Below are 17,417 nucleotides of genomic sequence, written 5' to 3'. Positions count from 1 at the left end.
TTAGCGGCTCACGGAGCCACGCCACCCGGACACCTTGCCGACCCGGCACACGCTCGACAGAACGCAGTGCAAACGCCCCTTGGGGACGCTGGAGGTCGAAATGGAAGCCTTGGCAACACACGCTTGTGGCGCGGCCAACGGCAGGTGTGACTTGCTGCAGGACGGCTGGGATGTGACCCTGGCCGTTCGCATCAACGCTCCGGTTTCGGATAGGCAGACCGAAGCAAGTGTGGCAATTTACCGCGTTGCGTCAAAGGTGGCAAATCGGCTTTTGCCGACCGTTGCACGGAGGGTTCGGTAACTATCCGGCCCCAAAACCCGCGATGGCCTCTCTATACTTGTTGCGTCGTCCAGAACCGAGCCGCCGCCCATGGATTTACGCATTGCCAGCATCCGCCGCTTTCTCTATAGCCATTACTTCTTCGGAGGGGTGCGCCAGGGGGTTGGCATGCTGTTGCCCGTGCTGGTGCTGGGCGGCATCTTCGGCAATTACACGACCGGCCTGGTGGCGACCTTCGGCGCCCAATGCCTGGCCATCATCGACCAGCCGGGCGGTCCGCAGCGGCATCGCACCAACGAAATGCTGGGCGGCGCGGCGCTGGGCACGATCACCGTCATCATCACGGGGCTGGCATCCACGCATCCGGTGCTGATCTGGCTGGTGGTCATCGCGCAGTGCTTCGTCTATTCCATGTTCACCGTGTTCGGCAAGCGCGGCGGCCTGATCGGCTTTGCGGGCCTCTTGCTGATGACGCTGACCATGCATTCGCCGCTGGCGCCGCACGAAGTCCTGTCCCATGCCGCCGCCACGCTGGGCGGCGCGCTGTTCTATGTGGTGTTCAGTTTGGGGTTTTCGCGGCTGTTCTGGCTGCGCGAAGAGCAGCAGGCCATGTCGGTGGCGCTGTTTGCCACCGCCGACTACGTGGCCGCGCGCGCCAACTTCTACGACGAGACCTCGGATCTGGACGAGGCCTACCGCAACCTGATCCAGCGCCAATCGGTCATGACAGAGAAACACCAGGCCGCGCGCGACATGGTGTTGCGCGCCCTGCCCCGCGGCAAGGGACTGGGCGATCGCCAGCGCGTGATGATCTGGAACATGTTCGTGGACATGCTGCAACTGCTGGACACGCTGGTCGCCACGCACACCGACTACGCCGCGCTGCGCCGCACGCTGGCCGGCAACGATTGCCTGATCTTCATGCGCGACGCGCTGGTGAAGATGTCGCTGGAGCTGAACCGCATCGCGCTGGACGTCTCGCGCGGGCGCAAGGTGCAGTACCGCAGCAGCGCCAAGGCCGAACTGCGCGCCATCGAATACGAGATCGAACAGTTGAAGCAGCAGGGGTTGGGCGAGCGCGATCCGGAGATGCTGGCGCTCATCGTCCAGGTGCTGCGGCGCCTGCGCAATTCGGCGCGCATCGTGGACCGGCTGGCCGATCACACCGCGGCCTCGCCCGACGCCAAGCCGACCGATGTGCTGCGCATCAACAAGTCGCTGACGCGGTTCATTTCGCGCCAGGAATTCCGGTTCGGCCTCTTGACCAGCAACCTGCGGCTGGATTCTCCGCATTTCCGCTACGCGCTGCGCGTGACGGCCGCCGCGGCGATCGCGATGACGCTGGCCAGCCGCTGGCTGTCGCCCGAGTTCTCGGCGCACAACTACTGGATCATGCTGACCATCGTGATCATCATGAAGCCGGGCTTCGCGCTGACGCGCCAGCGCAATGGCTGGCGCCTGATGGGCACCCTGATCGGCTGCATCGCCGCGCTGCTGCTCTTTAACGTGACCGACGAGCCCAGCATCCTGTTCGCCGTGCTGCTGGGCGCGTGCATCATGGGCAACAGCCTGGTGCAGCTGAACTACATGGCCAGCGCGATCTTCAACACCTTGTTCGTGGTGCTGGTGTTCCACTTCGTGTCGCCGGGCACCGTGTCCATGTCGGTGATCGGCGAACGCGCCATCGACACGCTGCTGGGCTGCGCGCTGGCGCTGGTCTGCAGCTACATCCTGCCATGGTGGGAGGCGCGTTACCTGAAGCCGCTGGCCTCGGCCGCGACCCGCGCCAACCGCGAGTACCTGCTGGCCGGCCTGCGCTACGTCGAAGCCATGCAGGCGCACGGCGCGCCGGTGGGCGAAGCCGCCGCCGAGACGCCGGCTGTCACCGACGCCGACCTGGCCTGGCGATTGGCGCGCAAGAACGTGCACATCGCCTTCAGCAATTTCGCCGAGGCGTTCTACCGGATGATGAGCGAACCCAAGTCGCATCAGGTGGACGTGCCGGAACTGAACAACCTGCTGATCCAGAACCACGTGCTGGCCTCGCAGATCACCGCCGCGATTCCCATCCTGGCGGCGCTGCCCGCCACGCCCGAGCCCATCAGGCAGGCCTTGGACGGCATGACCGTCCTGCTGGACGAAAACAGCCCGCGCGTGCCGCTGGACCTGCCCACGCAGTTCGACACCGCCGGCGATCAGGCCGCGCTGGTTTATCCCGTCAAGCAGATGCTCAAGGCCACCCACATGATCCGCCAGGAACTGCAGGCGCTGGCCGACCCGCTGCATGCGCCGCCGGTGGCGGCGGCAGCCTCCTAAGCCGGGGTCCGCCGGTTCCGCGGGCGAAAAAAATGCCGGCCTGGCGCAGATGCCAGGCCGGCATTTTTTGTGAAAAGGCGAAGTCTGAACCAGGTTTCTGACACCCCAACGAGACAGTCCTCAAGCGACCGCACCGCTTCCGGGGTGTCTGACACCTATCCCGCCCGGCGACTCCGTCAGTCCAGCTTGCGGCGGAACACCAGCTTGTCCGCCGACGACGCCGATGCGTCGTACGCGTAGCCTTCCAGATCAAACCCCTGCAGCCCTTCCGGCTTGGCGATCTTGTGCTGGATCGCGTAGCGCGCCATCAGGCCGCGCGCGCGCTTGGCATGAAAGCTGATGACCTTCCAGGCGCCGTTCTTCCAGTCCTGGAACACGCACTGCACCACCCGCGCCTTCAACACCTTCTGGTCCACCGACTTGAAATACTCCTCGGAGGCCAGGTTGATGATGACCGGCGCCTTCTGGCCCGCCTGGCGCTCGTTCAGGTAGTCCGCGATGGTGCTGCCCCAGTATTCATACAGGTTCTTGCCCTTGGGGTTCTCCAGCCGCGTGCCCATTTCCAGCCGGTAGGGCTGCATCAGGTCGAGCGGGCGCAGCACGCCGTACAGACCGCTCAGGATGGCGACATGCTCCTGGGCCCAGTCGAGCTGCTTGGCCGACAGGGTAGCGGCGTCCAGGCCTTCGTAGACGTCGCCATTGAAGGCCAGCACGGCCTGGCGCGAGTTGGCCTGCGTGAAGCTGCGCTTCCAGTGCGCGTAGCGCTGGACGTTCAGCTCGGACAGGGCCGGGCTCAGGCTCATGAGTGCCGAGATGTCCTCGGCGGTCTTGGTCTTCAGGACCTTGATCAGGCCTGCGGCCTGATCCACGAACATCGGCTGGGTGTGCGTCTCGATGTGCAGCGGCGAGTCGTAGTCCAGCTTCTTGGCGGGGGAAAGCAACAACAGCATTCAGGATTTCCTTGATTTAGCGCGCCGTCCAGCCGCCATCGACGGAGACGGTCGTGCCGGTGATTTGCGCAGCGGCATCCGAAGCCAGGAATACGGCCGTGCCGCCCAGTTGTTCCGGCGTCACGAATTGCAGGGACGGCTGCTTTTCGCTGAGCAGTTCTCGGGCAGCGGCTTCCTGGTCCACGCCATTCTTTTCGGCCAGCGCGGTGATCTGCTTTTCGACGAGCGGGGTGCGCACCCAGCCCGGGCAGATGGCGTTGGCGGTGATGCCCTGCCCGGCCGTTTCCAGCGCCGTGACCTTGGTGAATCCCACCACGCCGTGCTTGGCCGCCACATAGGCCGACTTGCTGGCCGAGGCCACCAGACCGTGCGCCGACGCGATATTGATGATGCGGCCCGAGCCTTGCTTCTTCATGTGCGGCAGGGCGGCGGCGGTGCCGTGAAAGACGGCGGACAGATTCAGCGCCAGGATGGCGTCCCACTTTTCGGCCGGGAAATCTTCGATCAGCGCCGTGTGCTGGATGCCGGCGTTATTGACCAGGATGTCGATGCGGCCCAACTGGCGCACGGTGTTCTCGACCAGCTCGCGCACGGCCGCTCCCTTGGACAGGTCCGCGCCGTCGTAGATGACCTTCACGCCATGCTTGCTGGCCAGTTCCGAACGCAGCTTTTCAATGTCGGCCGCGTCGCCGAAACCGTTCAGCACGATGTCCGCACCCTGCTGGGCGAAGGCCGTGGCGATACCCAGGCCGATGCCGCTGGTGGAACCGGTGACAAGCGCTACTTTTCCTTTGAGCATGAGCTTTCTCCTGTGAGCGGGCGCATAAGTGAGGAAAACGAAAAGGGGGCAAACGAACAGGGCTACAAGTGTAGCTGCCCGGCAAGGCGCCCATCATGCCATGCCATCACCCGCCGCAGGGTCAAGCGGCGGGCGGCTTGTCCGCCGGGGACGATGACGCGGCGTCGGCGGGCGGCGCGGCGTCCGCCACCGGCAGGCCGGCCATGCCGCCGTACTTTTCGGGCACGCTCTCTAGCACCTTGATCAGCACCGGCACCACGCCCATCGACACGGCGACGATCACCGACAACACGTCGCGCTGCTCCAGGTTGACCAGATGGTTGTCCCACGCTTCGTTGAAGATGGCGAAGCTGAACTCGCCGCCCTGCGCCAGCACCAGCGCAAACAGCAGGCGGTGGTAACGGGGCAACCCCAGAAAGCGGGCAAAGCCGTAAAGGATGACGGCCTTGACCGCCAGCAGGGCAAGCACGCCAGCGCAGATGAACATCCAGTGATGGGCCACCACCTTCAAGTTGATGGACATGCCGATGGCCACGAAGAACAGGCCCAGCAGCAACCCCTTGAACGGGTCGATCGCCTTTTCGAGCTCGTGCCGGTAGCGCGATTCGGCCATCAGCACGCCTACCAGGAAGCCGCCCAGGCCGGCCGACAGGCCCGCATAGTCGAACAACTGGGCGGCGCCCACCACCATCAGCAGCGCGGCGGCGGTAAACAGTTCGTTCAATTCCGCCTTGGCCGCCCACCCCAGGAGGCGCAGCCGGTAGGCCAGCGCCACCACCGCCACGGCGACCAGCGCTTCCTTGAAGGACGGGGCCGACGTGCCATCCGAACCCAGGAGGCCGGCTGCCACCAGCATCGGAATCGCGGCCATGTCCTGAAACAGCAGCACCCCCAGCGCCGAGCGCCCCAGCGGCGCGCGGGTCAACTGGCGCTCGTCGAGCAGGCGCAGCGCCACCGCAGTGGACGACAGCGCCAGCGACAGGCCGCACAGCACAGCCGCCTGCCATTCCATGCCGGCCAGATGCCGCAGGGCCGCGCCAAACACCACGCCCAGCAGCAGGCCGCACACCAGCATCTGCAGCGACCCCAGGACAAAGACTTCGTTTCGCATCGCCCACAGGCGCTTGGGCGACAGCTCCAGTCCGATGATGAACAGCATCATCACGACGCCCCACTGCGAGACGCCGATCATCGTGTCCACATTGGTGACCAGCTTGAAGCACGATGGGCCGACCAGGATGCCTGCGATCAGATAGCCGGGAATGGCGCCCAGACCCAGCATTTGTGTGACGGGCACACACAGCACCGCGGCGAGCAGCAGGATGAGGATGAGGTCCATGGGATGGGCAGAGGGCGGAATGGGAAGAATTCTGGCCAAAGATTGCCCCGGCTGAAAGCCGGATGAAACCCGTTGTGGTCCTTTTACCCTTCCTTTTATCCGCCCCTTTACACAAAAGAAAAAAATCCTGTAGAATTGCGGGCTTCGCTGCTCCGACAACGAAGATCCTTCCGACCAGGGATCTTTAGTGAAGGCTTGTTAATCCAAGCGTTCACCGTTACGGAACCCAGCCACGGAGAGGTGGCAGAGTGGTCGAATGTACCTGACTCGAAATCAGGCGTACGGTATCCCCGTACCGTGGGTTCGAATCCCACCCTCTCCGCCAAGTATTAAAGAATGAAGCCCCTGAGAAATCAGGGGCTTTTTTCTTTGTGCGTTCTTTGCGCGGCTTTGCGTGGGCTGATCAATAAGCAGCCAGCCGCCGCGACGCCGGCGTTTCGGCAGCGTGGACGGACGACACCGCCTCAACCGCCAACACCCGCTCTGCGCCGCCCGGCAACCTGAACGCGCTCACCGCCCGCGTCAGATCGGCCGACTGATCCTGCATCGATCCCGCCGCCGCGGCGGCCTCCTCGACCAGCGCGGCGTTCTGCTGGGTCACCTCGTCCATCTGCGACACGGCGCGGTTGACCTGTTCGATGCCGTCGGCCTGTTCGGCCGAGGCCGCGGCGATTTCGCCCATGATGTCGGTCACGCGCTGCACGGAACTGACAATCTCCTGCATGGTGGCACCGGCGCGTTCGGCGCTGCCCGAGCCCTGGCCGATCTTCTGCACGGTGTCTTCGATCAGCACCTTGATCTCCTTGGCGGCCTGGGCGCTGCGCTGCGCCAGCGTCCGCACCTCGGCGGCCACGACCGCGAAGCCCTTGCCCTGCTCGCCAGCCCGCGCGGCTTCCACGGCGGCGTTCAGGGCCAGGATGTTGGTCTGGAATGCAATGCCGTCGATCACCGACACGATGTCCGAGATCTTCACCGAGCTGGCGGAGATCGCGTTCATGGTGCTGACGACTTCGGACACGGTGGCGCCGCCGCGCGATGCGGTTTCCGAAGCCGCCGCGGCAAGCTGGTTGGCCTGCTTGGCGCTATCGGCGTTCTGCTTGACCGTGGAGGACAGCTGTTCCATCGAAGCGGCCGTTTCTTCCAGCGAAGCGGCCTGCTGTTCGGTGCGGGACGACAGATCGGTATTGCCTGCCGCGATTTCGCCAGACGCGGACGCGATGCTGTCCACACCGGTCCGGATGCGGGCGACCGTGGCGGCCAGGTTTGCGTTCATGGATTCCAGCGCCATCATCAACTGGCCGATCTCGTCACGGGACCGCACGACGATCGTGCTGGTCAGGTCGTTGGCGGCGACAGTGCGCGCCACGCGCACGGCGTCGGACAGCGGACGGGTGATGCTGCGCGTGAGCAGCACGGACATCAAGAGACCACACACCACTGCGATGGAGCCGATCACGATCATCCACAGGTTCGCGTTGCCGTAGGACGCTTCGATCTCCGCGGCCCGCGCATCGATGTCGGCGCGTTGCAGCGCGGACAGGCGATTGATGTTGTCGATGAACTGGCGCGTGGCGGGCAGGAACTCCTGCGTGAAGATCTTGTTGGCGGCCTCGACGTTGCCTTCCTGCTTGGCCTTGAAGATGCCGTCGCGCGTGCGCAGGTAGTCCGCCCGCGCCTTGCTGATTCCCTGCCACAGCGCCTTTTCCTCGTCGGTCTCGATCAGCGGCTCGATCTTCTGCTGCAAGGCCGACGAGTTGCGGGTAGAGGCCGCCGCTTCCTCGGTGAAAAAGCCCGCCAGGCTGGCGTCGGCGCTCTTGGCGATCGCGGTGGTCCGGGTGACCCCGGTCTGGATGTTGCGCGCCCAGTCGTTGATCAGCCGCTCCTTGGTCAGTGAACGTTGCGTCAGCGTGTCGACCGAATCGTTGATGTTGGCCAGGCTGACCAGCCCGACGACGCACATGACCATGATCATGGCCAGCAAGATGGCGAAACCACCCGCCAGGCGGGTTCCAAGCTTCATGTTTTTCATACTGCCTCCGGCGGCTTCCAGGGCAAGTGTGAATGCGGGCTCGGGCGGATGCCTCGGCGGCGGAATTGCGCCGCCTCCAAAACAGGCCAGATGCTCGCAAGCCCCTGGTTATCCGCCCCCAATAATGGTGTCCGTTGTGTCTGAGAATTGCCGGCGGAGAGGTCGAGTTGTCGAGGGTTCTCGCGACGGTCGAACGGATGCTAGCAGTCCGGATTTGGGGGTCATCGGGGGAAATGAAGGCGTTATTGACGCAACCTCGACGCATTGCGTCAAACGCGCCGGCGGCGTTGTAAAAAAGCCGCTTTCCGGCCGCAACGCACAGGCAAAAAACGGCCCGAAGGCCGTTGTCAGATCAATCCGGCGTCGTCGGCCGCGCAAGCTGGAAGGTGTCAGTACTGCGCGCGTACCAGCCGCCGCCGTGCATGCGGGCAATCAGCCCAAGCGCCGGCGTGTCCACGTGGCCGCGTTCGGCGTCGCGTACATAGGCGTCCTCGACGTGCGCGCCCAGGACGCGGCCGATGACGACGATCTGGCGCGGACCGGTCACGACCGTTGCCTGGCTGACGCATTCCAGCGCCACCGGGCTGCCCTGGATGCGCGGCGGCCGGACATGCGTGGACGCGAGCGCCGTCAGGCCGGCCGCGGCCATCTCGTCCACGTCGGCTGGGTAATCGGCGCAGGTCTGGTTCATTTCGCGGACCAGCGACTCCGGCACCAGGTTCACCACGAACTCGCCGTTCTCGATGATGTTGGCGCCCGTGTCCTTGAAATCGCCATCGGGATGGCGCATCAGGCCGATCGCGACCGTCGGCGGCTGATGCCCCATCACGTTGAAGAAACTGAAGGGCGCCGCGTTGACCACGCCTTTGCCCGACACGGTGGTGACCCAGGCGATCGGACGCGGCGTGACGGTCGAGGTGAGGATGTTGTAGACCGTCTGCGCCGGCAAGGCGCTGAAATCGAACTCCATCGATCAAGCCTCCTGCGGCGCGGCGGCGGGGCCGGTCGCCGACACCGCGCGCTTCTCGCGAGTGTCCACCTGCAGCTGGAAGACGTCGGGGCGGGCGTAGTGTCCGGACACGTCGAAGTCGTACTTGCCGCGCAGGATCTGATTGGGCTCGATGTCGGCGTACAGGATGGTCTCTTCCGAGAAATCCGGGCCGGCCAGCACCTCGCCGAGCGGGCCGATGATGGCGCTGCCGCCGCGCATCAGCACCGTGTCCGGCGCATCGCCCAAGGCGCATTCGAAGTCTTCGGGGTACGCGCTGCGGCGCAGGTGCTGGCACGCCGTCAGCACGTAGCAGCGGCCTTCCAGCGCAATGTGGCGCATGCTGGGCACCCAGGTGTCGCGGTCGTCCGCGGTGGGCGCGCAGTACAGCGCCACACCCTGGCTGTACATGTACATGCGCAGCATGGGCATGTAGTTCTCCCAGCAGATCACCGCACCGATCTTGCCGTAGGGCGTGTCGATGACGGGCATGGTGGACCCGTCGCCAAAGCCCCAGATCAGCCGCTCGCCCGCGGTGGGCATCAGTTTTCGGTGCTTGCCCGCCAGGCCGGCCTGGCCATTGAAGTACAGCACGGTGCAATACAGCGTGCCGCCGTCGGCCTCGATGCAGCCCATGACCACGAAGCTGTTGGTATCGGCCGCGGCCTGCGCGACCAGCGCGACTTCTTCGCCGTCCAGGCGGATGGCCTGCCGATGGTACTGGGCGAACGCGTCGCGGCCCTCGGGTTTGCGCATGCCGATGGGCGCGCCGAAGGAGTTGCCCTTGGGATATCCGCCCAGGAAGGCCTCGGGAAACACCTGCACGCGGGCGCCCTGCTCGGCCGCCTGGCGGATGAGCCCGGCCGCCTTCTGGGCGCAGGCCACGCTGTCGGTGGGAATGGACGCCGCCTGAATGACGGCGGCCTTGAACGTTGTTTGCACGGACATGTCTCTGCTCGCTTCCTTGTCGCGTTGTTGTTAGTGGACCGGGTCTTCGTCGATGGCCTGCGCGCGCGTGTTGGGCAGCAGCAAGCTGCCGATCACGCCCACGATCACCATCACCGTCACCGGGTACATCAGGCCGCCGAAGATATTGCCGCTGGCCTGCGCCAGGTAGGTGGCGGTAAAGGGCACGATACCGCCAAATATGCCGGCGCCGATGTGATACGGAAAGGACAGCGCCGTATACCGGATGCGCGCGGGGAACAATTCCACCAGATAGGACGCGACCGGACCATAGACCATGGCAACGACGGCGGTCATGAGCACCAGGATCAGGATGATGGTGGCGCGGTCGATCCGCGCCGGATCGGCCTTTTCCGGATAGCCGGCCGCGGTCAGCGCCTTGGCGTACGCCGCGCGGTCAAAGCCGTTGACGGTGGCGCCGCCCACGCTCATCGCGATCTCCTGCCCCGGAATCGGCGCGGCATATTCAAAGTTGATGCCCTTGCCGACCAGGAATTTCTTGGCCTGCACGCACACCTTCTTGTGGTCGGCGTGGCTGCCGATCATGGCGGCCTGCAGCCCGAAATCGCAGGCGCCGCCAGTGGTGTCGGCATGCACGCGGACGGGCGTCGTCTGCATCGCCTGCGCCAGCGCCGGATTGCCGGCATTGAGCAGGACGTCGAACATGGCGTGGTAGCCCACCGCACCGATGAACAGGCCCGCCATCATGATCCACTTGCGCCCCACCTTGTCCGACAGCCAGCCGAACAGCACGAAGGTCGGCGCGCCGATGATGAAGCCGATCAGGATCAGCGTGTAGACGGTGGTCTGGTCAAGCTGCACGGCCTGCTGCAGGAAGATCATGACGTAGAACTGGCCGGTGAAGTACGTTGCGCCCTGCCCCGCCGTGACGCCGATCAGCGCCAGCAGCACAAGCCGCAGGCTGGGCCATTGGCCGAACGTTTCCTTGACCGGGTTCTTGGACAGTCGGTTCTGCTGCTTCATGCGCGTGAAGACCGGCGATTCGTGCAGCTTGGCGCGGACGTAGATCGAGATGGCCAGCATCACGATCGACAGGATGAACGGCAGGCGCCATCCCCACTGGCGGAAGTCCTCGGCGCTCATCGAGGCCTGGACGCACAGGATCACGACCAGCGACAGGATCAGCCCCGCCGACGAGGTGATCTGGATCCAGCCGGTCAAGAGGCCCCGGCGCCGCGGCTCGCAATGTTCCGCGACGTAGATCACCGCGCCGCCGTATTCCCCGCCGACGGCCAGGCCCTGCACCACCCGCAGCGTCAGCAGCAGGATCCAGGACAGGTGGCCCGCCGTTTCGTAGGTGGGCAGGCAGCCGATCAGCACGGTGGCGCCGCCCATCATGACGACGGTGATCAGGAAGGTGTACTTGCGGCCCAGCTTGTCCCCCAGGTAGCCGAACATCACCGCGCCCAGCGGCCGGATGATGAAGCCCACGGCCAGCGCGCCCAGGGCGGCCAGCAGCGCGACGGTCGGGTTGTCCTGCGGGAAGAGGACCTGGCTCATGAAGACGGCCAGCGTCCCGTAGATGAAAAAGTCGTACCACTCGAACAACGTTCCCAGTGTGGAGGCCACCACGACCTGGCGTTCTTCCTTGCGGCTCAGCGTCGGCCCGGCGTCGATCCCGGGCATTGCGACATTCGCTTCCATGCTTGCTTTCCCCTGATGTTTTAGATTGATACTGCTGTATGCATTAACTATTATCAAAGCTAAGGCGTCACCGGCAAAAGCTAGGGGAAACCCGGCGCGGCGGTCCACGGGGCAAAAAAGGCCGCTGCTACACTGCCGCCACGCACACAGTGGAGGCAGCAATGGCAAGGCCCGCCGGCAAGGCTGAGAAGAATTCGGAACAGGCGCCTGCCACGGCGCGCAGGGGCATCCAGTCGATCGAGGTGGGGTTCCGGATCCTGGACGTCATCCGCAAGACCGGCCGCCCGATGCCGCTCAAGGAAATCGCGGACGCCTGTGCGCTGACCGTTCCCAATGTCCACTACTACCTGGTGAGCTTCCAGAAGGTGGGCGTGGTGCAGCAGCACGCCGACACCGGCCATTACGGGCTCGGTCCGTACGCGCTTCGGCTGGGGCTTGCCGCCCTGGAGCAGTTCGACGTGTTCACCACGGCGCGGCCCATCATGGCCGAGGTGGCCGCGGCCACTGGCCATACCGTGTTCCTGGGGGTGTGGGGCAACAAGGGGCCCACGATCGTGTACCGCGTCGAGGGCAGCCGCAGCCGGCCCCTCCTGGAATTGCGTGTCGGCACGGTGATGCCGCTGCTGTCATCCGCGCTGGGCCGCAATTTCCTGGCGCACCTGCCGGATGCGCTGACCCGCGAGCTGCTGGAACAGGAGATGGCCTCGTCCGTGCCGGAAAGCCACGGCGGCACCGCCGGCAACGCCTACACGATGGCGGACGTGCAGGCCATTCGCGACGAGGTCCAAAAACACCACATCAGCCGTTGCCGCCACGCGCTGCTGCCGCACTTCACGTCGCTGTCGGCGCCCATCTTCGACATGCTGGGCGAAATGAAGGCGGCCATCACGCTGATGGGGCCGGTGGGCGCCGTGGATGACGACCTGGAATCGGCCACCGCGCGCCTGCTCAGCGAAAAAGCCCGCTCGATCTCGGCGACGGCGGGCTGGGTGGATCCGGAGGCGGCAGCCATCTGAGTCACGCGGTGTCTGACACCCCATTGAGACCATCTTCATATGCCGGATGTGCGCCTTGGGTGTCAGACACCGCCCGTATCGGAATCGCGGTGTCTGACACCCAACTAAGACCATCTTCATATGCCAGATGTGCGCCGGGGGTGTCAGACACCGCCCGTATATGGCTTTATCCCTCCGCCACGATCTTCGCGTCCTGGATCGTCTTCGCGTATTTCTGCTGCTCGCTCTTCATGAATTCGGCAAAGCGCTGCACGCCCCCGCCGCCGTCTTCCGCGCCCACCTGCGCCAGCTTTTCCTGCACGTCGGGCATCGCCAGCACCTGGTCGATGTCGCGGCTCATGCGCTGGACCATGGCGGCGGGCATGCCGCCCGGCCCGACCATGCCGAACCAGATGCTGGCCTCGAAGCCCGGGTAGCCCTGTTCCGCAACCGTCGGCACATCGGGCTGGCTCTTGGAGCGCTTTTGCAGCGTCTGCGCCAGCGCGATGACCTTGCCGGACTGGATCAACGGCGTGGCCGTCGTCATGCCTTCGAAGCAATATTGCACATGCCCGCCCAGCAGATCGTTCATCAGCGGCGCCGATCCCTTGTACGGCACGTGCAGCACGTCAATGCCGGCGCGTGCCTTGAAGATTTCCAGCGCCAGATGCTGGGCCGATCCGCTGCCCGCTGAGCCGAACACGATCTTGCCCGGTTGCGCGCGGCACAGCGCGACGAGGTCGGGCAGCGTCTTGGCCGGTTGCCCGGCGCCGCCGATCAGGATGGTGGGCGTCTTGCCGACCAGGGCGATCGGCGTGAAGTCCTTGTCCACCGAATACGCAAGCTTGGGCTGCAGGCCCGGCGCGATGCCGTGGCTGTTCACGTGCGCCATCAAAAGCGTGTTGCCATCGCCCGGCTGGCGCGCGACCTGTTCGGCCGCGATGATGCCGGCCGCGCCCGCGCGGTTCTCGATGATGACGGGCATGTTCCACAGCACGCCCAGCTTCTGTCCCAGCAGGCGGGCCAGCACATCCGTGCCGCCGCCCGCTGGAAACCCGACCACGATCTTCACCGGCCCGGACGGCATCTCCTGCGCCCGCGCCACCGCGGGCAGCACCAGCGCCGCTCCCAGCGCCGCGGCGCCGGTGATGAATTGCCTACGTTGCATTGTTGTCTCCTCGCGCGCCGGTCCAAAGGCCGGCAACTGGTTATGTGGACACTGCCTGCCTCTGTGGCGTCCGGCCATCTGGCGCGGCCTGGATGCGGACCTTCGGTACGACACCCGCGTGAACCGGCGCCGCTGCCGCATGCGCACCGCATGTGACGTTTTGCGCGGCGCCTCGCGAATGGCCTAGCGGCCGACGCGCGTCCACTTGCCGAAGCGTTCGACCATGCGCTCGTCAAAGCCGAATCCCAGCCCCGGCTCCTGATGCAGGATCACGCGGCCCTGCTTGTGGGTCAGTTGGCGGTCGACCAGCTTGCGGAAGTTCAGCACCTGGTCGTCCCAGAAGAATTCGACATAGCGCGCGTTGGGCGTGGCCGCGACCAGCGGCGCATGCACGTCATGGAACCAGTGCGGGCACACCACCACGCCGTAGCTGGCCGCCGTGGCCGCGATGCGCTTCCATTCGGTGATGCCGCCGCAGACCGCCGCGTCCGTCTGCAGGATGCCGGCAGCGCCCTTGTCCAGCAGTTCCTTGTGATACCAACGGCCGTAGCCGATTTCGGCCGTGGCGATCGGCAGATGCGTCAGCCGCGCCAGCTTGGCATGGCTGTCGATGTCGTCCGGGCCGAACGGTTCCTCGATGAAGTACGGTTCGTATTGCTCAAAACGGCGGATGTACTGCATGGCCTGCGTCACGTCCTGCCAGGCGTTATTGCAGTCCATCATCAACTCGACATCCGGCCCCACGGCTTCGCGCGCGGCCTTCAGGCGCGCTTCTTCCTCGCGGGGCGAGAGGCGGCCGGTCTTCATCTTGACGGCGCCAAAGCCCTTGGCCACATAGCTGGCCATCTCCTCGCCCAGGTGCTGCGGGGTCTTGCCATCCAGGTAATAACCGCCGCTGGCATACGCCGGCACCGATTCCAATTCCATCGCGCCCAGGAATTTGTGCAGCGGCAAGCCCGCGGTCTTGGCATTCAAGTCCCACAACGCGATGTCCAGCGCGCTCAATGCGCGCATCACCGTGCCCTGCCGGCCCTGCAACAGGGCTTCCTGATACATCGCCTGCCACAGGCCTTCGACCGCATGCGAATCCTTGCCCAGCAGCACGGGTCCCAGCAGGCTCTGGACGGCGGCCTCGAAAATGGCGCCGCCGGCGCTGCCCACGTAGCAAAAGCCAATGCCTTCGACGCCATCGGCAGAGCGCACCTTGACCAGGCCATAGTGGCGGGTGGACACGGTGCGGTTGGAGAACGAGGTGACTTTATCCAGAGGCACCGCCGCGGCGCATACGTCTATGGATTCAATGATGGGCACGGGGAAACTCCTTGATGACAGTGAAATCGGCTGGACCGACCGACGCGCCGCGCGCTGCCTGATCGCCTGGACGTATTCTTCCCCCGTCCAAAGAAAACAACAATTATCTTCACGCATCTTTAGAATACGGAAAAACCATCTTCCGGATAGGCAGGCCGTTGTGGATTCACGCTTTTTGCAGACGTATGTGCATGTGGTGGAACTGGGTTCCATCGCCCAGGCCGCCCGCCACCAGGGGCTGACGCCAGCGACGGTGCAGCAACGGCTGCGCGCGCTGGAAGCCGACGTGGGCAGCGCGTTGATCGCGCGCTCGGGCCGTACGGTCAAACCCACGCCTGCCGGCGTGCGCATCCTGGAGCGGGCGCGCGCCATCCTGCGCGACGTGCGCGACCTGCGCTCGGCCGCGTCGGACACGGATCTGCCTGCAGGACCCTTGCGGCTGGGCGCCACGCCCACCGCCCTGACCGGCATCATGCCGCCCGTGCTGCGCACCTGGGTGGCGCGGCATCCGGGCATCGAGATCTATATCGAGCCGGCGCCGACCACGCTGCTCTACAGCAAGGTGCTGTCGGGCGAATTGGACGGCGCGCTACTGGTGCATCCCCTGTTTCCCATTCCTAAGACCTGCGCGTGGCGCGACCTGCGCCGCGAACCGCTGGTGCTGGTCACGCCTGCGCAGATGAAGGTCGACGACCCACTGGCCGTCATCGCCCGGGAACCGTACATCTGCTATGACCGCAGCGTGGTGGGCGGCAAGATGGCGGACGACTACCTGCGGGCGCGCAGCCTGCGCCCCCGGGTCCGTTTTGAACTGGATGGGATCGAATCGATTGCCAAGCTGGTTTCCGAGGGGCTGGGCGTGGCGCTGCTGCCTGACTGGGCCAGCACGGGCGCGCCGCTGGCGCACGTCAAACGCTGGCCGTTGCCCGAGCCCTGTCCGGTACGAACGGTGGGCGCCATCTGGCTGCGGTCAGGCGTGCGATCGGAACTGATGCGAGCCTTCGTGGAAGTGGCCGAATCGCAGCTGGGCCTGGGCGCCACGGCCGCCCAGCGCGCCCGCTAGGCGATGGCGTCTTCGCCGTTGCGCGCCACGACCACGCCGCTGGACACCACCAGACGCCGCGGCGAACGCTGCACAACGGCCTGGGCGATACAGCCCGCATCGGCCAGCACCAGATCGGCACGCGCGCCGGGCGCCAGGCCGTAGTCCGCAAATCCGCAGGCGCGGGCGGCGGCGCGGGTCACGCAGTCGAATGCCCACTCGATCTCGTCGTCGCGGCGCAGATCGTTGCGCAGCCCGATCAGCGCCGCGCGCTCCAGCATGTCGGGGCTGCCGTAGGGCGTCCAGGTGTCCCGGATGCCGTCATTGCCGCCAAAAAGCGTCACGGCCGCCTCGCGGCAGGCGCGTGGCGAGGGCACCGGCCGAGACGCCGGCGCGGTGGTCAGCAGGGCGACGTCCAGCAGCGCCAACCGCCGCAGCAAGCCCTCCAGACGGCGGGCGTCGAGCGCGCCCAGGCAGAAGGCGTGGCTGATGACGACCTTGCCCTTCATGTCCAGCGCCTGGACGCGGTCCAGGATCAGCTCCAGCGTAAAGGCGCCCAGTTCGCCGGGCTCATGCAGATGGATATCCACCGGCTTGCCGTGCTTGTCGGCCAGGCCAAACAGCACATCCAGGGATTTCACGGGATCACGGTCGATGGCGGACGGGTCCAGCCCGCCGAGCACGTCGGCGCCATCGGCAAGCGCCTGGTCCAGCAGTTCGGCCGTGCCGGCGCGCGCCAGGAGGCCGGACTGCGGAAACGCCACCGTCTGGATCTCGACGCGCCCGGCCAGCGCGTGCCGCGTGGCATGCACGCCTTCCAGGTGTTTCAGTCCGGCGTCGGTGTCGATATCGACGTGGGTGCGGATGCGGGTCGTGCCCGCCCGCAGGAACGCCAGAGCCAGCGCATGCGAATGGCTGGCGGCGTCGTGCCCGGTGGCGGCGCGCCAGTTGCGTTCGTTGTCGATGCGATCGGTCAGGGACGGGCCGACCTTGTTCACATACCAGGCGGAACCCCAGGTCGTCTTGTCCAGATGGGTGTGGCCTTCGACGAAGGCGGGCAGCAGCAAGGCGCCGCCGCCCTCTTCGACGTTCACGGCGGAATCGGCCTCAAGGCGGGGGCCGATTTGCAGGATGCGGCCGCCGCGCACCAGCACATCCACGCCCTCGCCTTGCGGCGTACGGACGTTCGTGAGGAGCAGATCCGCCATGTCAGACTTGAGGCGGTTCGATCCAGAAAAAGCGCTCGCCCTGGCGGACCATGTCGGCAACGCCTTCGGCGCCGATGCGATAGTCGGTGCCCATCAGCGTGGCCCCGCCGTCTTCATGGATATGAATGACGGCCAGCGGGTCGTTGGCCATGGTGTACCAGTAGTAACCGGGCTTGAGATTATGGAGGTCGGTAGTCATGCGCTGAGTATACAAACAACGCCTCGGCATTTTCAAAAAGACAACACATGTGCAGCGCCCACCTGACAGGTAAGTCGTGACACGTCATACTCCCCGAAGCAGAGATTGAGTCCGTCTCAAGCAGGTGGCACGTGCGGGCCCCAGCCATAACAGCAATAAGCG

14 protein-coding genes and 1 tRNA gene are annotated in these 17,417 nt (G+C 65.5%); 4 read left to right on the top strand and 11 right to left on the bottom strand.

The genetic code is table 11. The features are described from left to right. Window positions 1–370: 370 nt before the first annotated feature. The gene (locus HV786_RS02750) at window positions 371–2,596 is read left to right on the top strand and encodes an FUSC family protein (RefSeq protein ID WP_128827599.1); all 2,226 of its coding nucleotides are present in this window, start codon (window positions 371–373) and stop codon (window positions 2,594–2,596) included. Window positions 2,597–2,772: 176 nt separating this feature from the next. On the opposite strand, the gene yaaA is transcribed toward HV786_RS02750, so the two are convergent. From yaaA to HV786_RS02735, 3 genes are all read right to left on the bottom strand, one after another. After that, a complete protein-coding gene (gene yaaA / locus HV786_RS02745) occupies window positions 2,773–3,546 on the bottom strand; it encodes a peroxide stress protein YaaA (RefSeq protein WP_128827598.1) in 774 nt (257 codons plus the stop codon). 16 nt (window positions 3,547–3,562) lie between these two features. Beyond that, window positions 3,563–4,345: a 3-hydroxybutyrate dehydrogenase gene (locus HV786_RS02740; protein WP_062840421.1), complete on the bottom strand. Its 783-nt coding sequence runs from the start codon at window positions 4,343–4,345 to the stop codon at window positions 3,563–3,565. 121 nt (window positions 4,346–4,466) lie between these two features. Then, window positions 4,467–5,684: a cation:proton antiporter domain-containing protein gene (locus HV786_RS02735; RefSeq protein ID WP_175209936.1), complete on the bottom strand. Its 1,218-nt coding sequence runs from the start codon at window positions 5,682–5,684 to the stop codon at window positions 4,467–4,469. Between the two features lie 234 nt (window positions 5,685–5,918). Between HV786_RS02735 and HV786_RS02730 the strand changes: the two genes are divergently transcribed. After that, a tRNA-Ser gene (locus HV786_RS02730) sits at window positions 5,919–6,009 on the top strand. A gap of 78 nt (window positions 6,010–6,087) precedes the next feature. Here HV786_RS02730 and HV786_RS02725 read toward each other — a convergent pair. The 4 genes from HV786_RS02725 to HV786_RS02710 form a co-directional block, all read right to left on the bottom strand. Then, the gene (locus HV786_RS02725; RefSeq protein ID WP_276529697.1) at window positions 6,088–7,704 is read right to left on the bottom strand and encodes a methyl-accepting chemotaxis protein; all 1,617 of its coding nucleotides are present in this window, start codon (window positions 7,702–7,704) and stop codon (window positions 6,088–6,090) included. A gap of 361 nt (window positions 7,705–8,065) precedes the next feature. Continuing rightward, complete coding sequence (locus HV786_RS02720) at window positions 8,066–8,683, bottom strand: flavin reductase family protein (protein WP_056321417.1); 618 nt, start codon at window positions 8,681–8,683, stop codon at window positions 8,066–8,068. A gap of 3 nt (window positions 8,684–8,686) precedes the next feature. Next, window positions 8,687–9,649 (bottom strand): carbon-nitrogen hydrolase family protein, encoded by a 963-nt coding sequence (locus HV786_RS02715; RefSeq protein WP_128827595.1) that lies wholly within the window; start codon window positions 9,647–9,649, stop codon window positions 8,687–8,689. A 30-nt stretch (window positions 9,650–9,679) separates the two neighbouring features. Continuing rightward, complete coding sequence (locus HV786_RS02710) at window positions 9,680–11,332, bottom strand: MFS transporter (protein ID WP_128827594.1); 1,653 nt, start codon at window positions 11,330–11,332, stop codon at window positions 9,680–9,682. Window positions 11,333–11,493: 161 nt separating this feature from the next. Between HV786_RS02710 and HV786_RS02705 the strand changes: the two genes are divergently transcribed. Then, entirely contained in the window at window positions 11,494–12,348 is an 855-nt protein-coding gene (locus HV786_RS02705; RefSeq protein ID WP_175209934.1) for an IclR family transcriptional regulator, read from the top strand. A gap of 166 nt (window positions 12,349–12,514) precedes the next feature. On the opposite strand, the gene HV786_RS02700 is transcribed toward HV786_RS02705, so the two are convergent. Then, window positions 12,515–13,495, bottom strand: coding sequence for a Bug family tripartite tricarboxylate transporter substrate binding protein (locus tag HV786_RS02700; RefSeq protein WP_128827593.1), 981 nt, complete (start codon window positions 13,493–13,495; stop codon window positions 12,515–12,517). A 183-nt stretch (window positions 13,496–13,678) separates the two neighbouring features. Continuing rightward, window positions 13,679–14,806 (bottom strand): mandelate racemase/muconate lactonizing enzyme family protein, encoded by a 1,128-nt coding sequence (locus HV786_RS02695; RefSeq protein WP_063954856.1) that lies wholly within the window; start codon window positions 14,804–14,806, stop codon window positions 13,679–13,681. A 160-nt stretch (window positions 14,807–14,966) separates the two neighbouring features. Between HV786_RS02695 and HV786_RS02690 the strand changes: the two genes are divergently transcribed. After that, window positions 14,967–15,869 carry a LysR family transcriptional regulator gene (locus HV786_RS02690; RefSeq protein WP_175209932.1) on the top strand — a complete coding sequence of 301 codons (903 nt, stop codon included), beginning with the start codon at window positions 14,967–14,969 and terminating at the stop codon, window positions 15,867–15,869. Here HV786_RS02690 and HV786_RS02685 read toward each other — a convergent pair. Continuing rightward, window positions 15,866–17,056 (bottom strand): amidohydrolase family protein, encoded by a 1,191-nt coding sequence (locus HV786_RS02685; RefSeq protein WP_175209930.1) that lies wholly within the window; start codon window positions 17,054–17,056, stop codon window positions 15,866–15,868. The genes HV786_RS02690 and HV786_RS02685 overlap by 4 nt on opposite strands. Before the next feature lies 1 nt (window position 17,057). After that, window positions 17,058–17,255: a hypothetical protein gene (locus HV786_RS02680; protein ID WP_056568607.1), complete on the bottom strand. Its 198-nt coding sequence runs from the start codon at window positions 17,253–17,255 to the stop codon at window positions 17,058–17,060. Window positions 17,256–17,417: the final 162 nt, after the last annotated feature.

The sequence above is a fragment of the Achromobacter mucicolens genome, assembly GCF_902859725.1.
Lineage (GTDB): Bacteria > Pseudomonadota > Gammaproteobacteria > Burkholderiales > Burkholderiaceae_B > Achromobacter > Achromobacter mucicolens.
Note: the sequence above shows the minus strand (reverse complement) of the source record. Positions and strands in the feature narration are given on the sequence as shown.

What these genes read in the sequence shown, in the direction of transcription:
- HV786_RS02750 (WP_128827599.1), top strand. Translation starts at nt 371, where the DNA reads ATGGATTTACGCATTGCCAGCATCCGCCGCTTTCTCTATAGCCATTAC.
- yaaA (WP_128827598.1), bottom strand. Translation starts at nt 3,546, where the DNA reads ATGCTGTTGTTGCTTTCCCCCGCCAAGAAGCTGGACTACGACTCGCCG.
- HV786_RS02740 (WP_062840421.1), bottom strand. Translation starts at nt 4,345, where the DNA reads ATGCTCAAAGGAAAAGTAGCGCTTGTCACCGGTTCCACCAGCGGCATC.
- HV786_RS02735 (WP_175209936.1), bottom strand. Translation starts at nt 5,684, where the DNA reads ATGGACCTCATCCTCATCCTGCTGCTCGCCGCGGTGCTGTGTGTGCCC.
- HV786_RS02725 (WP_276529697.1), bottom strand. Translation starts at nt 7,704, where the DNA reads ATGAAGCTTGGAACCCGCCTGGCGGGTGGTTTCGCCATCTTGCTGGCC.
- HV786_RS02720 (WP_056321417.1), bottom strand. Translation starts at nt 8,683, where the DNA reads ATGGAGTTCGATTTCAGCGCCTTGCCGGCGCAGACGGTCTACAACATC.
- HV786_RS02715 (WP_128827595.1), bottom strand. Translation starts at nt 9,649, where the DNA reads ATGTCCGTGCAAACAACGTTCAAGGCCGCCGTCATTCAGGCGGCGTCC.
- HV786_RS02710 (WP_128827594.1), bottom strand. Translation starts at nt 11,332, where the DNA reads ATGGAAGCGAATGTCGCAATGCCCGGGATCGACGCCGGGCCGACGCTG.
- HV786_RS02705 (WP_175209934.1), top strand. Translation starts at nt 11,494, where the DNA reads ATGGCAAGGCCCGCCGGCAAGGCTGAGAAGAATTCGGAACAGGCGCCT.
- HV786_RS02700 (WP_128827593.1), bottom strand. Translation starts at nt 13,495, where the DNA reads ATGCAACGTAGGCAATTCATCACCGGCGCCGCGGCGCTGGGAGCGGCG.
- HV786_RS02685 (WP_175209930.1), bottom strand. Translation starts at nt 17,056, where the DNA reads ATGGCGGATCTGCTCCTCACGAACGTCCGTACGCCGCAAGGCGAGGGC.
- HV786_RS02680 (WP_056568607.1), bottom strand. Translation starts at nt 17,255, where the DNA reads ATGACTACCGACCTCCATAATCTCAAGCCCGGTTACTACTGGTACACC.